This is a genomic window from Streptomyces sp. CoH27, assembly GCF_020181035.1.
GTDB classification, from domain to species: Bacteria; Actinomycetota; Actinomycetes; order Streptomycetales; family Streptomycetaceae; genus Streptomyces; species Streptomyces camelliae.
On the sequence record NZ_JAIQYY010000001.1, the window covers coordinates 541550 to 558583 of the forward strand.

Genomic DNA, 17034 nt, shown 5'->3' on the forward strand with positions numbered 1-17034 from the left:
ACGGACACCACGGGCATGACAGGCACGACGGGCGCGACGGACACCCGGGCTGCCGTCCTGCGGCCCCGCGCCGCGACCCCGCGTGCGGCGGCCGTGCGGCCCTCGGCCCGTGAGCGGGGCACACGGCTGCTGGCCGCGCTGTTCCTCGCTCCGACGGTGGTCGGGATCGTGATCTTCACGGTCGTACCGATCGTCGGTTCGGTCGTGCTGAGCCTCTTCCACTGGAACGTGATCGATCCGCCTCATTGGGCGGGTGCGGCCAACTATCGCTCGGTGTTCACCGATTCGACCGTCCTGGTCTCCTTCCGCAACACGCTCGTCTTCATGGTGTTCGCGGTCGCCGCGCAGCTGCTGATCGCGCTGTCGCTCGCGCTGACGTTGAACGGGCGGATGCCGGGCTGGCTGCGGTCGCTTTTCCGCTCGGCGTTCTTCTTCCCGCTCGTGCTGTCGGCCGCGTCCATCTCGGTCGTGATGAAGTATCTGTTCAACCAGGACTTCGGAGTGATCAACTGGCTGATCGGGTTGTTCGGGATCGCTCCCGTGCCCTGGCTGACGTCCGAGCACGGCGCGATGGCCACGGTGATCATCGTGTACGTGTGGCAGCAGTTCGGCTTCTCGTTCCTGCTGTTCGTGGGCGGGCTGAACAACATTCCGAAGGAGATCCACGAGGCCGCCGCGCTCGACGGCGCGACCGGGCTGCGCAAGCACCTCGCCATCACCCTGCCGCTGCTCTCCCCCACTCTGCTGGTGGCCTCGGTGGTCGGCATCATCAACGCGCTCCAGGTCTTCGAGCAGCCGTACGTGCTCACCGACGGCGGGCCCGGCGACTCGACCCGCACGGTGGTGATGGTGATCTACGAGAAGGCCTTCGAGCAGCTGCGGTTCGGGGAGGCGTCCGCGGTGGGCGTGCTGCTGTTCGTGCTGATCATGGCGGTGACCGCCGTCCAGTTCCGGCTCAGCCGGCGTTTCGTCCACTACCAGTGAGCCGGGTGAGTCTCATGAGCCAAGCAACCCTGAACATCGGCCGCGCCCGGTACGCGCTCGGGCCGTGGGCGCGGATCGCCGGGCTGACCGTGTGCGCGCTGCTCACCCTCGGCCCGGTCGTGTGGACGGTCTCCACCTCGCTGCGCACCCCGGCGGACTCGTTCAATCTGCCGCCGCAGATCATTCCCACTCATCCGAGCACGGCCGCCTATCGCGGGGTCTTCGACCAGATCGACGTGTGGCTGCTGGCGCTCAACTCGACCCTGGTGACCGCTTTGATCGCGGTCGGCCAGATGATCACCGCGGGGCTCGCCGGTTACGCGTTCGCGCGGCTCGACTTCCGTTTCAAGAAACCGCTGTTCGGGCTGGTCCTGGCGACCATGATGGTCCCCTTGCAGGTCACGATCGTTCCGGTGTTCCTGGTGCTCAAGTCGATGGGTCTGACCGACACCCTGCTCGGTCTGATCATTCCGGCGTTCCCCACCGCGTTCGGCACCTTCCTGATGCGCCAGTACTTCCTCGGCATGCCGAAGGACCTCGGAGAGGCGGCGATGCTGGACGGCGCCGGGCCCTGGCGGATCTTCCGGTCCGTATACGCCCCACTGGCCCGGCCCGGACTGGCGATCGTCGGTGTCCTCGCCTTCAACTACCACTGGAACGAGTTCTTCCGCCCGCTGATCCTGGAGACCTCCGGCCAGAACTACACGCTCCCCCTGGGGCTGGTCTCCCTTCAGGGCAACCTCGGCACCGGTTCCATCTCCGTCGTGCTCGCCGGTGTCGTGCTGTCGATGCTCCCCGCCGTCGCCGTGTTCGCCGTCGGCCAGCGCCCTCTCCGCGAGGGCATCACCTCCGCAGGAGTCAACCGTTGAGCCTCGCCGCTCCCGCCCCGGACCCGGCCGCCCCGCGCTTCCGGGTCCGCCCGCCCGCCCACTGGATCAACGACCCCAACGGCCCGTTCCGCTGGCGCGGCCGCCACCACCTCTTCTACCAGCACAACCCGGCCGCGCCGGTGCACGCGAACGTCCACTGGGGCCATGCCTCCAGCCCCGACCTGGTCCACTGGGAGCACCACCCGATCGCCCTCACCCCGACCCCGGGCGGCCCCGACGAGGCCGGCTGCTGGTCGGGCTGCGTGGTGGACGACTCCGGCGTCCCCACAGCCGTGTACACCGGGGTCGACCACACCCACACCGGTGTCGGCACCATCTGCCTGGCCCGCGCGGCCGACCCCGGCGACGACCGCCTCCTCGACTGGCGTCCGCTGCCCGACCCTGCGGTCGCGGCGCCCCCAGCCGGACTGGACGTGGTGATGTTCCGCGACCCGTTCGTCTTCCACCACGGCGGCCGGCGCTGGGCACTGGTCGGTGCGGGCCACGCCGACGGCACCCCGTCGGTGCTGCTGTACGACTGCCAGGAGCTGACCGACTGGCGGTTCACCGGTGTCCTGCTGGACGGCACCGACCCGGTCGCGGCCGGCGCCTTCGGTGACAAGGCCGTCGGCTGGGAGTGCCCGCAGCTGTACGAGGGGAGTGGCGGGGAACACGTCCTCGTGGTGTCGCTGTGGGACGGCGAGCCCTGCTCCACCGGCTATCTGACGGGACGTCTGGAAGCCGACGGCAGGGGTGGGTTGGTGCTCACGACGCGTGCCGGCGGCCGGCTCGACCACGGCCGGGACTTCTACGCGCCCGCCGTCCGCCAGGATCCCGGCCGGGCCCTGCTGTGGGGCTGGTCGTGGGAGGCCCGGGACAACTCGGCGGTCCTGGCTGCCGGTTGGGCGGGGACACTGACCTCGCCACGCGTGGTCGACGTCCATCCGGACGGCTCGCTCCGGGTGTTCCCGGCGCCGGAGCTGGAACTCCTGCGCGCCCCCGTGCCGTTCGTGACCGCGCCGGGCCGGGCGCCGCTCCCGCCGTCGTACGACCTGACCGTGACCGCGCGCGGTGCCACCACGGTCACCCTGCTGCGAGCGGCGGACCGGGAGCTCACCGTCCGGCTGGACCCGGCGGCGGGCACCGTCGTGCTGGACCGGAGCGGCTGGCCGCGCACGGGCACCATGGCGGCCGAGGGGTCGGCTCCGATCACGGTGGGCGTGCCGCCCGGCCCGGCGCTCACCGTCCGGGTCCTCGTGGACGGCTCGCTCCTCGAACTCTTCGCCGGGGAGCGGGCGATGGTGACCGAGCGGGTCTATCGCCGCCCGGACGACGTGGCCGAGCTGGTGGTCGCCGGGGACGCCGAGGTCAGCGCGTGGGAGCAGGTCCCACCGAGGCGCGGCTGACCACCGGGCAGGCGAGCCGCCGTACCGTGGCGGGCGGGGTGCGGCCGGTGTCGATCGCGTCGAGCAGCAGCCGGGCCGCCGCCTCGCCCATCGCCCGGTGCGGCAGCGCGACGGTGGTCAGGGCCGGGGTGAGAAAGGCGGCCATGTGTTCCTGGTCGTCGTAGCCGACCACCGACAGCGCGCCGGGTACAGGGATCCCGAGCCGGGCCGCGGCATGCAGCACGCCTGCCGCGACCCGGTCGTTGTAGCAGAAGATCCCGGTGGGCCGATGGTGCGGATCGGCGCCGTCGAGCAGCCGCATCGCACCCTCGTGGCCGCCGCTGATCTCGCCGCCGGTGCGTACGACCCACTCCTTCGGCACGGTGACGCCCTCGGCGCGCAGCGCGTCCCGGAAGCCGCGCAGCCGTTCCACCGAGGCGATGTCGTCCTGTCCGCCGACGAGGGCCACCTTGTGGTGCCCGGCCTCCAGCAGCAGCCGTGCGGCCGTACGCCCGCCGGCCCGCTCGGCCGGGATGACGGCGGGCAGCGAGTCGTCGTCGGGCACGCAGTTGGCGAGCACGGAATGGGTGCGGTGCAGGCCCTCGGGGACCCGGACCCGGCGCAGGGACATGGCCGCGTAGATGATGCCGTCGACCCGCCGGTCGAGGAGTTCGGCCACGGCCGCGTCCTCCTTGGCCGGATCGCCGCCGGAGTCCACGGTGAGCACGAGGTGCTCGCTCGCCCACGCGGTCTCCATGGCGCCGCGCAGCAGCCGGCCGGCGAACGGCGAGGAGGCGATCTCGTCGGTGACCAGTCCGATCACGGCCGTACGGCGGCGGCGCAGGCCGCGGGCGACCGGGTCGGGGCGGTAGCCGAGCTGGGCGGCGGCCTGCCGGATGCGTTCCTGGGTGGCGGGCGAGAGGTTGCCCTCGGCGCGGCCGTTGAAGACGAAGGAGACGGCGGTGTGCGAGACCCCGGCGAGCCGGGCGACGTCCCGTGAGGTGGGCCGTCCGCCACCCGCGCCGCTGCGCTCCGCGCCTGCGCCCATACCGTCCGCTGCCCTCTCCCCACCCGTGTGTTGATCACCACTCACCCTATCCGTGCGGCGGCGGCGACGGCACCGGTGGCGGCCGGGCCGGGGCCGGCGCGGGTTCGTCCGGGACGCCGGGCGACCACACGCTTCGCCCCTGCCATACCCCGGTCTGCCCCTCGGTGCGCTACTGGTCCTCGACGCGCTCCGGGGCGGCGTCGCGCGCGGGCGCGTTGAGGCTGCCGAGGATGTCCAGGAGTTCGGCGCTGCGGCTGCCGGGTTCGGCGTGGAAGACGACGAGGGTGAGTCCGTCGGTGCCGTCCACGGAGAGCTTGGTGGAGTGCAGGTCGAGGTCGCCGACCTGTGGGTGGGTGAGATGGCTCGTGCGGCCGCGGCGGGGCCGTACCTCGTGCCGGGCCCACAGGCTGCGGAAGCGCTCGCTGCGCACGGACAGCTCCCCGACCAGGTCACGCAGCCGCGGGTCGTCCGCGGCCACGCCGGCCTCGGACCTGAGCGCCCCCACCCCCTCCTCGGTGAGGTCCTCCCAGTCCCGGCGCAGCTCGCGCTCGGCGGGGTCGAGAAGGACAGCCCGCAGCAGATTGACGCCGGGACGGTAGTTCGGGGTGAGCGCGGTGGCGAGGGCGTTGGCGGCCAGACAGTCGGCGTAGCGGTTCCGCACATAGGCGGGGTTGCGCGGCCAGCCGTCGATGAGTTGCAGCAGGCTCGGCGGGACCTGCCGGGACCGCCGTCCGGGCCGTGCCCCGGGGGCGGGCCGGGCCTGGGCGAGGGTGACGAGGTGGGCGGTGGCGTCGGCGTCCAGCCGGAGCACGCCGGCGATGGCTTCGAGGACCTGCACGGACGGATTGCGGTCCCGGCCCTGCTCCAGCCGCAGGTAGTAGTCGGAGCTGATGCCGGCCAGCATCGCGACCTCCTCCCGGCGCAGCCCCGGCACCCGGCGCAGTCCGCCGCCGGGCAGCCCGACGTCCTCGGGCCGCACCAGCGCACGGCGGGCGCGCAGGAACTCACCGAGCGCGTTGGATCCGTCCATGACACCCACCGTACGGCCGGGCGGCCCGCGGTGACTGTCCCTGTCACTCCCAGGATCGCGGGGGTACTGCCACAGCGGGCGGCACGGGCGCAGGGTGGAGTGCGAGGCCGCCGGAGCGTGCGGTGGCCCGGACATCGTGAGAGGCAAACGACATGACTGCACAGCTCGGCGGCACCGTCACCCCCGCCGACGGCCTGACCCTGACCCGTGTCGGTTACGGCGCCATGCAGCTGGCCGGGCCGCATGTCTTCGGTCCGCCGAGGGACCGGGACCGGGCCGTGACGGTGCTCCGCGCGGTGGTGGAGGCGGGCATCACGCACATCGACACGGCCGACTTCTACGGGCCTGTCGTCGTCAACGAGATCATCCGTGAGGCCCTGCATCCCTACCCCGAGAGCCTGCACCTCGTCACCAAGGTCGGCGCCCGCCGGGGAGCCGACGGCAGCTGGATGATGTCGCGGCACCCCGAGGACCTGAAGGCGCAGGTCTACGACAATCTGCGAAACCTCGGTGTGGAGGCCCTGGACGTGGTCAATCTGCGGTTGGGCGACATGGACACCCCGAACGAGGACTCCGTCGCCGAGCAGTTCGGTGCCCTGGCCGAGCTGCGGGAGCGGGGGCTGATCCGGCATCTGGGGCTGAGTGCCGCGTCCGCCGCGCAGCTGGACGAGGCCCGCGCGATCGCGCCGGTGGTGACCGTGCAGAACCTGTACAACCTGGCCGACCGGCAGGACGACGCGCTGCTGGAGCGCACGGCGGCGGAGAACATCGCCTTCGTGCCGTACTTCCCACTCGGCGGTTTCACTCCGCTGCAGTCCGAGACGCTGGCGAAGGTCGCCGCGCGGCTGGAGGCCTCGCCGCAGCAGGTGGCGCTGGCCTGGCTGCTGCGGCGCTCCCCGAACATCGCGCTGATCCCGGGCACGTCCTCCCCGGAGCATCTGCGGGAGAACATCGCCGCCGCGTCGCTGGAGCTGCCGGAGGACGCGGTGGCCGAGCTGGACGGCATCGCGGGCTGAACCGTCCCTGCCGGTGTGCCGGGCGCGTGCGGCGGACACTCGGAAGCGGCCCCGCACGGGAGGAGGCGCCCATGACACCGGAGGACCGGCTGCGGACGTACCGCGGCACGCGCGACGTCGAACCGCGAGGGCACCGACCCGGAGGCGGCCCCGGTCCTGACCGGCTCGCACATCGACAGCGTCGCCACCGCCGGCGCCTTCGACGGCTGCCTCGGCGTCCTGGGCGGCATCGAGGTCGTCCGGACGCTCGACGAACACGGCATCGCCACCCGCCGTCCGATCGAGGTCGGCGTCTTCACCGAGGAGGAAGGCGTCCGCTTCGGCACGGACATGCTGGGCAGCGCCGTCGCCGCCGGCCGGCTCACCCTGGAGTACGCCCACGCGCTGACCGACCGCGACGGCCGCACCCTCGGCGGCGAACTCGCCCGCACCGGCTTCACCGGCCCCGCCGACGCGACGCTCGCCCCGCCGTACACCTACGTCGAGTGCCACATCGAACAGGGGCCCGTCCTCGCCGAGCAGGGTGTCGAGATCGGTGTCGTCACCGGTGTGCAGGGCATCTCCTGGCAGGAGATCACCGTCCACGGCCGCGGCGCGCACGCCGGCACCACGCCCACCCGGCTGCGCGCGGACGCCGGCCTCGCCGCGGCGCAGATCGTCGTCCGGCTGCGGGCCATGGTCGACTCCGGTGCGTACGGCGAACTGCGCGCGACCGTCGGGCATCTGACGGTCCACCCGGACCTGACGAACATCGTCCCGGCCCGCGCCGAGCTGACCGTGGACCTGCGCAACCCGGACGACGCTCAGATGGCCCGCGCGGAGCAGGACCTCGCCGCGTTCCTGCGCGACCTGGAGGGCAGTCAGCCCGGCCTGTCGCTGACCACGCGCCGTATGGCCCGGACGGCGTAAGTCCCCTTCGACGAGGGCGTGCGGAAGGTCATCGCCCAGGCCGCCGACGACCACGGTCTGGAGCACATCTCCCTGCTCTCCGGCGCCGGTCACGACGCCCAGGAGATCGCCGCCCTCTGCCCGACAGCCATGATCTTCGTACTCGGCGAGTACGACGGGATCAGCCACAACCCCCGTGAGTACTCCACCCCGCAGGCGTGCGCCCACGGCGTCGACGTCCTGGCGACGACGTTGCTGCGCCTGGCCGGCCAGGCCTGACCGGCCCCCCTCTTCTCACATCCCGTACTTCGAAAGGGAGTCATGCCGTCCGAGCCCGCCGGCCGAGCTGATCTCCATCGACTCCGTCAATCCCGATCTCGTACCCGGCGGGGCGGGTGAGTCCGTCATCGCCGGTTTCTGCGGCGCCTGGCCGGCCGACCGCGGCTTCGAGGTGCACCGCCTGGAGAAACGCCCCGGGCGGCCCTCGCTCGTGGCGATCGCGCGCGGCACCGGGACGGCAGGATGTACGGCCGCGGCGCCTTCGACATGAAGGGCGGCATCGCGGCCATGATGGTCGCCGCCGCCCGCGCCACCGCCCACGGGCCCCTGCGCGGCGATGTCGTCCTGGCCTGTGTGGCGGACGAGAAGCACGGCAGTTCGGGCACCGAGGAGGTGCTGGAGTCCTTCACGGCCGACGCGGCGATCGTCACCGAGCCGAGCCACCTCCAAGTGACGCTCGCGCACAAGGGGTTCGCCTGGTTCGAGGTGGAGATCGAGGGGCGGGCGGCCCATGGCTCGCGCCCCGAGCCGGGCGTCGACGCCATCGTCAAGGCCGGGCACTTCCTGGTCGCCCTGGAGGACCTGGGCCGGCACCTCGCCCGAGGACCGGCACACCCGCTCCTGGGCACCGGGACCGTGCACGCCTCCCTCATCCGGGGCGGCGAGGAGCCGTCGACCTACCCGGCGCGCTGCCGTGTCACCCTGGAGCGCCGCACCGTTCCCGGCGAGAGCGCCGGCCGCGTCGAGCGCGAGCCGACCGGCCTGCTGGACCGACTCGCCGCCGCCGTCCCCGACTTCCGGTACCGGCTGACGCGCGGTCTGCACAGCGAACCGTTCCAGGCCGGCCCCGAGGCCCGTATCGTACGCACCCTCACCCCCATGCCGCCCAGGTCCTCGGGCATCCGCCCGTCGTACGCGCCGAGCCGTTCTGGACCGACTGCGCTCTCCTGGACCGGGCCGGCATCCCCTGTCTGCTCTTCGGCGTCGACGGCGCGGGCGCGCACGCGGCCGACGAGTACGCCGGCCTCGCCTCCCTGGACGGGATCACGGACGTCCTCACCGGCACCATCGCCGACTTCTGCGCCTGAACCGGGGGCGGATCGCCGGGTTCCGGCCCCAACGGGCGCCCGCTGGCCTAATCTTCACGGCGAGACCCGCCATGTTCACGGCGACACCCGCTCGCCTCCGGGGAGGCTCCCGCATGCGCATCGCACTCCGCACCGCCGTCACCGGCGCGCTGACCGCCGCCGCCGTTCTGCTGTGCGGTACCGCCCAGGCGACTCCGCCCGGACCCGGGGTGACGGCCCGGATCATCAGTCAGACCACCGTCGACGGCACCGACTACACCCTGCGGGAGATCACGATCCCGCCCGGCCAGAGCACCGGCTGGCACTACCACGACGGTCCGCTGTACGGCGTGGTGAAGCAGGGCACGCTCAGCCACTTCGACTCGTCCTGCGCCTCGGACGGGGTGTACCGAAGGGGGGCGACGATCCAGGAACCGGCCGGTCCCGGCCACGTCCACATCGGACGGAACCTGGGCGACACACCGCTCGTGCTCGATGTGCTGTACGTGCTGCCGCACGGGGCGCCGTTCTCGGAGGACGCGCCGAACCCGGGCTGCCCGTTCCAGTGACCCGGTCATCGGGCGGTGGCCCGGTGATCAGGTTTCGGGCAGCGTCTGTTCGGCCCAGATGGTCTTTCCCCGGCCGGTCTGGCGGCTGCCCCAGCGCTGGGTGAGCTGGGCGATCAGGAGCAGTCCGCGGCCGCCCTCGTCGTTGGCGTTGGCCCGGCGCAGATGCGGTGAGGTGGAACTGGCGTCGGAGACCTCGCAGATGAGGGCGCGGTCGCGGATCAGCCGTAGTTTGATGGGCGGTTCGCCGTAGCGGATGGCGTTGGTGACGAGTTCGCTGACGACGAGTTCGGTGACGAAGGCGGCCTCCTCCAGCCCCCAGGCGGTCAGTTGCTCCCCGGCCGCCTGCCGGAAGACGGCGACCTCGGCGGGGTCGGGCGGGACGTCCCAGGTGGCGACCCGGTCGGCGCCGAGGGCGCGGGTGCGCACCAGCAGCAGGGCGATGTCGTCGCCGGGCTGGTCGGGCATGACGTCCTTCAGGACGCTGTCGCACAGCGCGTCGAGGGAGCCGGCGGGCGTGGTCAGGGCCTGGCACAGGGCGTCGGTGGCGCCGTCGAGGTCCCGGTCGCGGTCCTCCAGCAGGCCGTCGGTGTAGAGCGCGACGACGGAGCCCTCGGGCAGGTCCAGTTCCATCGCCTCGAACGGCAGCCCGCCCACGCCGAGCGGCGGCCCGGCGGTCATCGGGACGATCTCGGCGGTGCCGCCGGGCAGGACGACGGCCGGGGCCGGGTGGCCGGCGGCGGCCAGGGCGAGCCGGCGGGAGACGGGGTCGTACACCGCGTACAGGCAGGTCGCGCCGAGCTCGGCGACCTCCTCGCGGCTGTCCTCGGCGGCCAGGTGGACCACCAGGTCGTCGAGGTGGGTGAGGAGTTCGTCCGGCGGCAGGTCGACGTCGGCGAGGGTGCGTACGGCCGTGCGCAGCCGGCCCATGGTCGCCGAGGACTGGATGCCGTGGCCCACCACGTCGCCCACGACCAGGGCGACCCGGCCGCCGGAGAGCGGGATGACGTCGAACCAGTCGCCGCCGATGCCGGCCAGGGAGCCGCACGGCAGATACCGGTGGGCCACGTCGAGCGCGGCCTGCCCGGGCAGGCCCCGCGGCAGCAGGCTGTGCTGGAGGGCGAGGGCGGTGCTGCGCTCGCGCTCGAAGCGGCGGGCGTTGTCGATGCAGACGGGGGCGCGGCTGCCGAGTTCCTCGGCGAAGACGGCGTCGTCGGGGCCGTAGCCGTCGGGGTGGGCCATGCGGACGCAGATCGCGACGCCGAGCGTGGTGCCGCGGGCCCGCAGCGGCACCGCGATCAGGGAGTGGGCGCCCAGCCGGAACGGGCGGCCCCGCGGGGAGCGCGCGTTGCGCTCGGCGAGCCACTCGGCGAACTCCGGTTCGCCGGCCTGGCCGAGTACGGCGTGGCTCTCGCTCAGGGCGCGGGAGGACGGCGAGTCGGGCGGATAGACCTCGGTCTCGCCGAGGTGGACGGCCGCACCGGGGTCGCCCTCGCGGGTGGAGCCGTGGGCGACGCGGCGCATGACGAGGTCCCCGGCGGGGATCATCGGCGGTTCGTCCGCGCCGAGCACCCAGTCGAGCAGGTCGACAGCGGCGAAGTCGGCGTAGCGCGGTACGAGCAGTTCGATCAGTTCCTCGGCGGTGCGGACCACGTCGAGGGTGGTGCCGATGGCGGCGGCGGCCTCGTTGAGCAGGGCGAGGCGCTGCCGGGCCCAGTACTGGTCGCTGCTGTCGAAGGAGGCGAGCGCGACGGCGGTCTGCGTGCCGGAGGGGTCGCGCAGCGGCCACATCTCGGTGGTCCAGGCGTGCTCCCGGTTGAGGGCGGGGGCGCCGGTGAAGCTCTCGTAGCGCAGGGACTGCCCGGTCTCGGCGACCTGGCGCAGATGGGCGAGAAAGCCCCGGCTGTGCGGGGCGTCCTCGACGGTCTCCAGGAAGTGCCGGCCGAGCAGCACCTCCTCGGGTACGCCCATCACATGGCAGGCGGCGGCGTTGACCCGCAGATAGCGCTGCTGGAGATCGAAGACCGACATGGACATGGACGCCTGCTGGAAGGCCTGGGCGGCCAGGGCGGTCGCGGCGCTGCCGGGCGGGCCGGCGGTGACGACGAATCCCATGGCCTCGCCGTCCGGGCCGAGCACCGGGGACGCGGTCAGAGCCAGCTCCACGCGCTGGCCGTCGCGGTGCCGCAGGGCCACGGTGCCGGCCCGTGCGGCAAGAAGCTCGCCAGGGACGTTCCCGGCGAGCAGGTCGGTCGCGGGCCGGCCCACGACGTCCCCGGCCGAATGGCCCGTGAGCAGCCGCGCACCCTCACTCCAGCCGGTCACGGTGCCCAGGACATCGATGACCGCCACGGCGGCGCCATGCTTCATATGCCCCAGGATGATCTGATTGCTCCGGGTCATCAAGCGCGGGGCGGAGGCCTGTCCGACGCGGCGGGTCGACGGATGCCGGTCCGGCTCAGGGGGTATGCGTGACGGCCGGCGCCCGATGGGAACAGGCGGGTCTCAGCCCTGGTGGGTGCGCAGGGCGGCGAGGGCGCGGTCGGCGTGGGTGTTCATGCGCAGCTCGCTGCGGACGATCTCCAGCACCGTGCGGTCCTGGGCGATGACGTAGGTGACGCGCTTGGTGGGCGCGAGGGAGAAGCCGCGCTTGACGCCGAACCGCTCCCGCACCGTGCCGTCGGTGTCGGAGAGCAGCGGCATGCCGAGGCCGTGCGCGCCGACGAACTCCTGCTGCTTGTCGACGGTGTCGCCGCTGATGCCGACGGGCCGGGCGCCGACGGCCGCGAACTCGGCGGCGAGGTCCCGGAAGTGGCAGGCCTCGGCCGTGCAGCCGGGGGTCATGGCGGCGGGGTAGAAGAAGAGGACCACCGGGCCGTCGGCCAGCAGTTCCGTGAGCCGGCGGGTGGCGCCGGTCTCGTCGGGCAAGGCGAAGTCCGCCACCTTGCTGCCGACCTCGATACGTTCCGTCACGACCGTCTCTCCTCGTTCCGGGCGACTCTCCGCGCCCACCGTGCCGGCGGCACCGTCTTCGCCTCCGATGGCCTGCCGCCGGATATTACTGGACGGTAGAAGCCATGTGGGGCCCTCTCGTCCTTCCTTCGCCGGCAGCGGACGTCAGCCCGTCGTCAGCGGGGCCGCGTCCGCCTCCCGCCCGGAGTCCTCCTCGATGGTGTACGCGAGGAAGTCGTCGACCATGCGATGGAAGAGGGTGGCCATCTGCCGCAGCTCCTCGGGCCGCCACCCCGCGAGGGCGAGCTGCATGCCCCGGGCCCCGGCGTCCCGGATCCGGCCCACGGCCTCCCGGCCGGCATCGGTGAGCTGGATCCGCTGGGCGCGCCGGTCGGCAGGGTCGGGGACGCGGCTGACGTAACCGGCCTTCTGCAGCTGCTGCACGGTCCGCGTCACATGGGAGGCCTCCACGCCCAGCCGCTGCGCCAGCTCCCCCGGCCGCAGCGGCTCGGAGTCGGCGATCTGCCGCAGCAACGCCACCGCGGCCCGGTCCAGCGGCACGCCCGCCAGCGCGATCAGCCGCTCGTGCTGCCGGGACCGGGTGCTGAGGTAGGTGACACGCGTCAGAGCGCGCTCGATGTCGACGACCTCCGGGGAGGCGTCGGGCAGGTCGGACAGCGATTGCGTGCTGGGCATACCCGGCAGTTTACCAGCTCGTTGCGTAAGTCAAGTAACTTCCGCGCGCTCCCGGACATCGGGACGCGTGTCGTACGGGCCGTCCGTGGGCGGCGGCGTGCTGCAATCGGCAGACCACGATTCTCGTCGAACAACGGAGGGACCCATGGCCTTCGCCGTCGTCGCCCAGTACCAGTGCGCACCCGCCGACGCGGACACCGTGCGCGACGCGCTCCGCGCGATGCGCGAGCTGGTCCCGTCCGAGCCCGCGAACCTCGCCTACGAGGCGCACGAGGTGGTGGACCAGCCCGGGGCGTTCGTCCTGTACGAGCGGTACACCGACCGCGCCGGCTTCGAGGCGCACAAGGAGACGGCCCACTTCGCGGAACTGATCCGGGGCACGGTCTTCCCGCTGCTGAAGGAGCGGACGATCACCTTCGCCGAGACGGTCTGACCACTCCCCTCGGGACACCTCACCCGTACGGGTACAGGCACGGGCGGGACGACGGCGCACCTCCCCCTGCCGCCCCGGCCACGACGCCGGATCCCGCCCCGAGGAACGTCCCGGAGCGTCCCGGGGGACACCGGAACGGCATTCCGACGGCCCGCCACGGAAACGCTGGCTGTCGTGATCACTGCTCGTGGTCACGAGAACGACAGCCGGAGGTTGCCATGATCCGACGGACTCTCAAGAGCGGTCTGCTGGCCACGGTCGCGGTGCTCGCCTTCCTGCCCACGACGGCCGGGGCGGCCACCGCGAGCGCCGCGGGCTCCTACCCCGTGCCGGGTGCCGTCACCCAGCACCATGCCCGTCACATCGATCTCTTTCAGCGCCGCGCCCACCGCCGACACGTCACGCATCGTGTCGCCGTCCGCGCCACCGGCCGTGTCACCACCCGGCATGCCCGGCTCAACGTCCGCTCCGGGCCGGGCACCGGCTACCGGGTGATCGGCCACCGGCACACGGGCCGGTATCTGCACCTGACCTGCAAGACGCGCGGCTCGTGGGTCGCCGGGAACCGCGTCTGGTACCGGCTCGCCCACCATCGGGGCTACGTCTCGGCCCGCTACGTCCGCATCGACCGTGCTCTGCCCTGGTGCTGACGGCACCTCACCGCCGTACCCCCAGCCGCCGAAGGCCCGTTCGACGCCCCGGACGGGCCTTCGGTCTGCCCATGCCTCACCTTCCTCCTCCCTCACGTGTGTGTTCGCCGCGCCGCAGGGAAGCCATTCCGGCAACAGGGGCGAAATCGCCCATAGCGGAACGGGAGTCGAGGACGCACGATGCGGCACCCCCAAGCATCGACAGCAGCGGTCACGCCGGACGACGAGCCACGGGTGGCGGCGCTGCGCGACCTGAAGGACCGTACGGGGCTGAGCCTCGCGGCGCTGGCCGCACGCACCCCGTACAGCAAGTCCGCGTGGCACCGCTATCTGTCCGGCGGCACACCGCCGCCCCGGCCCGCCGTGGAGGCGCTCTGCCGGCTCGCCGGCGCCGACCCCGAGGCCGTACTGGCCGAGTGGGACGCGGCCAGTACGCCCCCGCCGGACTCGGAAGCCGCGGCCGCCGAGACCGGCGGGGAGCGGAAGCCGGGCCGGCTCCGGCCGCGGCTCCCCTCCCGGCTCCCCTCCTGGCTCACGCCCCGCCCGCCGTCCCGGCTTGCGCTGTCCGCGCTGGCCGTGTTCGGCGCCGCCACCGCGGTGGCCGCCGTCGTCACCCTGGCCGCGCGCCCGGCCGGCGCGCCCGCCGCGCAGACGCTGCCGACGGTGCCGCGCTGTCACGGCCGGTCGTGCCAGGGCGAGTTGCCCGACGCGTCGGCGTGCGCCCGGGACGCGCGGACCGCGAGCACCGTCACCGACCCCGCCTACACGGTGCGGCTGCGCTGGTCGGCGGCCTGCGGCACCGCCTGGTCCCAGGTGCGGCTGCGCTCGGCGCGGGCCCGCGAGGTGTCGGTGCGGCAGGGTCAGAACGTGCTTTCGGCCGGCTATCCCGCGGACGACTCCGGCGGCGACAGCAGTCCGATGCTGTCGGTCTCCTCACCCCGGGGAGTGGAGGCGTGCGCCGAGGTGGGCGGCGAGCTGGCGTGCACGGGCCGGGACGTGGAACCGGACGAGGCGGGGTGAACCGCGACGTACACATACGGTGCCGCTCCTCCGGGTTCACGCGTACGGTGCCGTCCCCCGGGTCCGGGGTGCGGCCCCCCGGCGCGGGGAAGGTGGCGATCGCCGTCTCCCCCGTGTCGAGCATGCGGATGCGTACGGAGGTCTCGGAGCCGGCGGGAACCACGAGCCCCCGCTCGACGGTGAACGGGCCGACGCCGCGCGAGGAGGCTGCCGCAGTTCTGACGGTCACTCATCACTGGCTTTTCGACGGCGACTCGGAGGAACAGATGGGCGACGTCGGCGTCGGATGCACCCAGGCCCGGCTCAGGCCGTGCGGTACAGCTCGGTGAGGAGTTCCACGACCGCCTGGCGGGCCGGGTGGGGGTCGTCGCGCCACCAGGCGAGCCGTACGGCGACGGGTTCGGCGTCGCGCACCGGCCGGTAGACGACACCGGGCCGCGGGTACTGGTGCGCGGTGGACTCCGCGGTGACGCCGATGCCGCGCCCGGCGGCGATCTCGGTGAGCCAGTCGTCGACGTCGGCCGTCTCCTCGACGTCCGGACGGGCGCCCGCCGGCCACAGCTCGGGAGTGGCCGTGCCCGTGCGGCGGTCCACGAGCAGGGTGCGGTCGGCCAGTTCGGCGAGCCGCACCGAACGGCGCCGGGCGAGCCGGTCGTCGGCGGCGAGCGCGCACAGCCGGCGCTCCAGGCCGACGATCGCGGTGTCGAACCGCCGGTCCGCCGGCGGCCTACGGACCACAGCGAGATCACAGACGCCCTCGGCGAGCCCGGCGGAGGGCGAATTGACGCGCACGAGGTGCAGGTCGATGCCCCCCTGCTCCGCGCTCCAGCGCCGCTGGAAGGCGACCGTGTGCCGGCCCACCGCCGACCAGGCGTAGCCGACGCGCAGCCGGGTGTGGCCCGAGGTCGCCTCCCGGACCAGGCCGGAGACGTCCGCGAGCACCCGGCGGGCCCGCTCCACCACGCGCAGTCCGGTCGCGGTCGGGGTCACGTCACGGGAGGTGCGGCGCAGCAGCCGTACGCCCAGGGCGCGTTCCAGGGAGGCGAGGGTGCGGGAGACAGCGGCCTGGGAGACGCCGAGGGCGATGGCCGCATCCGTGAAGGTGCCCTCGTCCACGATCGCCACTAGACAGCGCAGCTGGCGCAGATCGATGTCGTGCATACGCTCAGCGTATAGATCGGTCAGCGCATGCATTTTGCGTAAGGATCCGGGCGGCGCACGATCCCGGTATGCGACGTGCTCTTCACCGCCCGGCCGTGGCCGCGCCCACGGTCATGTCCCCGACGCCGGCGACGTCCCGGCGGCTGACCGGCGTGGCCGCCATGGTGGGCAGCGGGCTGTCCAACCAGACCGGCGCCGCCGTCGGGGCCCTGGCCTTCCCCGTCCTCGGTCCGCTCGGGGTGGTCGCGGTCCGCCAGTACGTCGCCGCGCTCGTCCTGCTCGCCGTCGGCCGGCCCCGGCTGCGCGGCTTCACCTGGCGGCAGTGGTGGCCGGTGCTGCTGCTGGCCGGGGTCTTCGGCACGATGAACTTCACTCTGTACACCGCCGTGGACCGCATCGGCCTCGGCCTCGCCGTGACCCTGGAGTTCCTCGGGCCGCTCACCGTCGCGCTGGCCGCCACGCGGCGCCGGCTGGACGCCGGGTGCGCGGTGCTGGCCGCGGCCGGGGTGGTCGTCCTGATGCGCCCGCGCCCCTCCGCCGACTACGCCGGGATGGCCCTCGGCCTGGTCGCCGCGTGCTGCTGGGCGTCGTACATCCTGCTCAACCGGGTCGTCGGCCGGCGCATACCCGGCGCGCAGGGCGCCGCGGCGGCCGCCACGGTGTCCGCGCTGGCCTTCCTGCCCGCCGGCGTCGTCGTCGCGCTGCGCCATCCGCCGACGGCCGGTGCGGTGCTGTGCGCGGTGACGGCCGGGGTGCTGTCCTCCGCCGTGCCGTACCTGACCGACCTGCTGACCCTGCGCCATGTCCCCGCGCAGACCTTCGGCCTGTTCATGAGCGTCAACCCGGTCCTGGCGGCCCTGGTCGGCTGGGTCGTCCTCGGCCAGGGTCTGGGCGCGGCGGAGTGGGCGGGGATGGGGGCGGTGGTGGTGGCCAATGCGGTGAGCCTCGCAACAGCGGGGGGCTGAACACGCGAGACCCGCATCTCTACGG

General features: G+C 73.3%; 16 protein-coding genes and 2 pseudogenes. 12 read left to right on the forward strand and 6 right to left on the reverse strand.

Features of this window, described 5'->3' with window-relative positions:
* Nucleotides 1-15 precede the first annotated feature (15 nt).
* Genes LE548_RS02595 through LE548_RS02605 form a run of 3 tightly spaced genes read left to right on the forward strand, consistent with a single transcriptional unit; the run spans nucleotide 16 to nucleotide 3259 of the window.
* The gene (locus LE548_RS02595) at nucleotides 16-984 is read left to right on the forward strand and encodes a carbohydrate ABC transporter permease (protein WP_225094972.1); all 969 of its coding nucleotides are present in this window, start codon (nucleotides 16-18) and stop codon (nucleotides 982-984) included.
* Nucleotides 985-998: 14 nt separating this feature from the next.
* Nucleotides 999-1853, forward strand: coding sequence for a carbohydrate ABC transporter permease (locus tag LE548_RS02600; protein ID WP_225094913.1), 855 nt, complete (start codon nucleotides 999-1001; stop codon nucleotides 1851-1853).
* Entirely contained in the window at nucleotides 1850-3259 is a 1410-nt protein-coding gene (locus LE548_RS02605; RefSeq protein ID WP_225094914.1) for a glycoside hydrolase family 32 protein, read from the forward strand. The genes LE548_RS02600 and LE548_RS02605 overlap by 4 nt, the downstream gene beginning before the upstream one ends.
* Here the strand turns inward: LE548_RS02605 and LE548_RS02610 are convergent.
* Entirely contained in the window at nucleotides 3222-4286 is a 1065-nt protein-coding gene (locus LE548_RS02610; protein ID WP_225094915.1) for a LacI family DNA-binding transcriptional regulator, read from the reverse strand. The two genes, LE548_RS02605 and LE548_RS02610, sit on opposite strands and share 38 nt — an antisense overlap.
* Before the next feature lie 169 nt (nucleotides 4287-4455).
* A complete protein-coding gene (locus tag LE548_RS02615) occupies nucleotides 4456-5316 on the reverse strand; it encodes a helix-turn-helix domain-containing protein (protein ID WP_225094916.1) in 861 nt (286 codons plus the stop codon).
* A gap of 152 nt (nucleotides 5317-5468) precedes the next feature.
* Here LE548_RS02615 and LE548_RS02620 point away from each other — a divergent pair, with 152 nt between their 5' ends.
* From LE548_RS02620 to LE548_RS02640, 5 genes and pseudogenes are all read left to right on the forward strand, one after another.
* Entirely contained in the window at nucleotides 5469-6332 is an 864-nt protein-coding gene (locus LE548_RS02620) for an oxidoreductase (RefSeq protein WP_225094917.1), read from the forward strand.
* Between the two features lie 132 nt (nucleotides 6333-6464).
* Nucleotides 6465-7241 (forward strand): annotated as a pseudogene (locus LE548_RS02625) (hydantoinase/carbamoylase family amidase); the annotation flags it as partial.
* 18 nt (nucleotides 7242-7259) lie between these two features.
* Complete coding sequence (locus tag LE548_RS02630; RefSeq protein ID WP_225094918.1) at nucleotides 7260-7499, forward strand: M20/M25/M40 family metallo-hydrolase; 240 nt, start codon at nucleotides 7260-7262, stop codon at nucleotides 7497-7499.
* A gap of 267 nt (nucleotides 7500-7766) precedes the next feature.
* Nucleotides 7767-8207, forward strand: a pseudogene (locus tag LE548_RS02635) (M20/M25/M40 family metallo-hydrolase); the annotation flags it as partial.
* A 493-nt stretch (nucleotides 8208-8700) separates the two neighbouring features.
* Entirely contained in the window at nucleotides 8701-9135 is a 435-nt protein-coding gene (locus LE548_RS02640) for a cupin domain-containing protein (protein WP_225094919.1), read from the forward strand.
* A gap of 27 nt (nucleotides 9136-9162) precedes the next feature.
* Here LE548_RS02640 and LE548_RS02645 read toward each other — a convergent pair whose 3' ends face one another.
* The 3 genes from LE548_RS02645 to LE548_RS02655 form a co-directional block, all read right to left on the reverse strand.
* Nucleotides 9163-11502: a SpoIIE family protein phosphatase gene (locus tag LE548_RS02645; protein ID WP_225094920.1), complete on the reverse strand. Its 2340-nt coding sequence runs from the start codon at nucleotides 11500-11502 to the stop codon at nucleotides 9163-9165.
* Nucleotides 11503-11637: 135 nt separating this feature from the next.
* A complete protein-coding gene (locus LE548_RS02650; protein ID WP_308029734.1) occupies nucleotides 11638-12105 on the reverse strand; it encodes a peroxiredoxin in 468 nt (155 codons plus the stop codon).
* 144 nt (nucleotides 12106-12249) lie between these two features.
* Nucleotides 12250-12780 carry a MarR family winged helix-turn-helix transcriptional regulator gene (locus LE548_RS02655; RefSeq protein WP_225094921.1) on the reverse strand — a complete coding sequence of 177 codons (531 nt, stop codon included), beginning with the start codon at nucleotides 12778-12780 and terminating at the stop codon, nucleotides 12250-12252.
* A 145-nt stretch (nucleotides 12781-12925) separates the two neighbouring features.
* Here LE548_RS02655 and LE548_RS02660 point away from each other — a divergent pair, with 145 nt between their 5' ends.
* From LE548_RS02660 to LE548_RS02670, 3 genes are all read left to right on the forward strand, one after another.
* A complete protein-coding gene (locus tag LE548_RS02660) occupies nucleotides 12926-13213 on the forward strand; it encodes a putative quinol monooxygenase (RefSeq protein ID WP_225094922.1) in 288 nt (95 codons plus the stop codon).
* A 218-nt stretch (nucleotides 13214-13431) separates the two neighbouring features.
* Nucleotides 13432-13863, forward strand: coding sequence for an SH3 domain-containing protein (locus tag LE548_RS02665; protein WP_225094923.1), 432 nt, complete (start codon nucleotides 13432-13434; stop codon nucleotides 13861-13863).
* 180 nt (nucleotides 13864-14043) lie between these two features.
* Nucleotides 14044-14883 (forward strand): XRE family transcriptional regulator, encoded by an 840-nt coding sequence (locus LE548_RS02670; RefSeq protein WP_225094924.1) that lies wholly within the window; start codon nucleotides 14044-14046, stop codon nucleotides 14881-14883.
* A gap of 303 nt (nucleotides 14884-15186) precedes the next feature.
* Here LE548_RS02670 and LE548_RS02680 read toward each other — a convergent pair whose 3' ends face one another.
* Nucleotides 15187-16044 (reverse strand): LysR family transcriptional regulator, encoded by an 858-nt coding sequence (locus tag LE548_RS02680; protein ID WP_225094925.1) that lies wholly within the window; start codon nucleotides 16042-16044, stop codon nucleotides 15187-15189.
* Nucleotides 16045-16157: 113 nt separating this feature from the next.
* Between LE548_RS02680 and LE548_RS02685 the strand changes: the two genes are divergently transcribed.
* Entirely contained in the window at nucleotides 16158-17009 is an 852-nt protein-coding gene (locus LE548_RS02685) for a DMT family transporter (protein ID WP_225094975.1), read from the forward strand.
* Nucleotides 17010-17034 lie beyond the last annotated feature (25 nt).

Excerpts from the sequence above, each read along its gene's own strand:
- LE548_RS02685 (WP_225094975.1), top strand. The coding sequence starts at position 16,158 with ATGTCCCCGACGCCGGCGACGTCCCGGCGGCTGACCGGCGTGGCCGCC.
- LE548_RS02670 (WP_225094924.1), top strand. The coding sequence starts at position 14,044 with ATGCGGCACCCCCAAGCATCGACAGCAGCGGTCACGCCGGACGACGAG.
- LE548_RS02620 (WP_225094917.1), top strand. The coding sequence starts at position 5,469 with ATGACTGCACAGCTCGGCGGCACCGTCACCCCCGCCGACGGCCTGACC.
- LE548_RS02645 (WP_225094920.1), bottom strand. The coding sequence starts at position 11,502 with ATGAAGCATGGCGCCGCCGTGGCGGTCATCGATGTCCTGGGCACCGTG.
- LE548_RS02665 (WP_225094923.1), top strand. The coding sequence starts at position 13,432 with ATGATCCGACGGACTCTCAAGAGCGGTCTGCTGGCCACGGTCGCGGTG.
- LE548_RS02660 (WP_225094922.1), top strand. The coding sequence starts at position 12,926 with ATGGCCTTCGCCGTCGTCGCCCAGTACCAGTGCGCACCCGCCGACGCG.
- LE548_RS02640 (WP_225094919.1), top strand. The coding sequence starts at position 8,701 with ATGCGCATCGCACTCCGCACCGCCGTCACCGGCGCGCTGACCGCCGCC.
- LE548_RS02595 (WP_225094972.1), top strand. The coding sequence starts at position 16 with ATGACAGGCACGACGGGCGCGACGGACACCCGGGCTGCCGTCCTGCGG.
- LE548_RS02600 (WP_225094913.1), top strand. The coding sequence starts at position 999 with ATGAGCCAAGCAACCCTGAACATCGGCCGCGCCCGGTACGCGCTCGGG.
- LE548_RS02655 (WP_225094921.1), bottom strand. The coding sequence starts at position 12,780 with ATGCCCAGCACGCAATCGCTGTCCGACCTGCCCGACGCCTCCCCGGAG.
- LE548_RS02610 (WP_225094915.1), bottom strand. The coding sequence starts at position 4,286 with ATGGGCGCAGGCGCGGAGCGCAGCGGCGCGGGTGGCGGACGGCCCACC.
- LE548_RS02615 (WP_225094916.1), bottom strand. The coding sequence starts at position 5,316 with ATGGACGGATCCAACGCGCTCGGTGAGTTCCTGCGCGCCCGCCGTGCG.
- LE548_RS02680 (WP_225094925.1), bottom strand. The coding sequence starts at position 16,044 with ATGCACGACATCGATCTGCGCCAGCTGCGCTGTCTAGTGGCGATCGTG.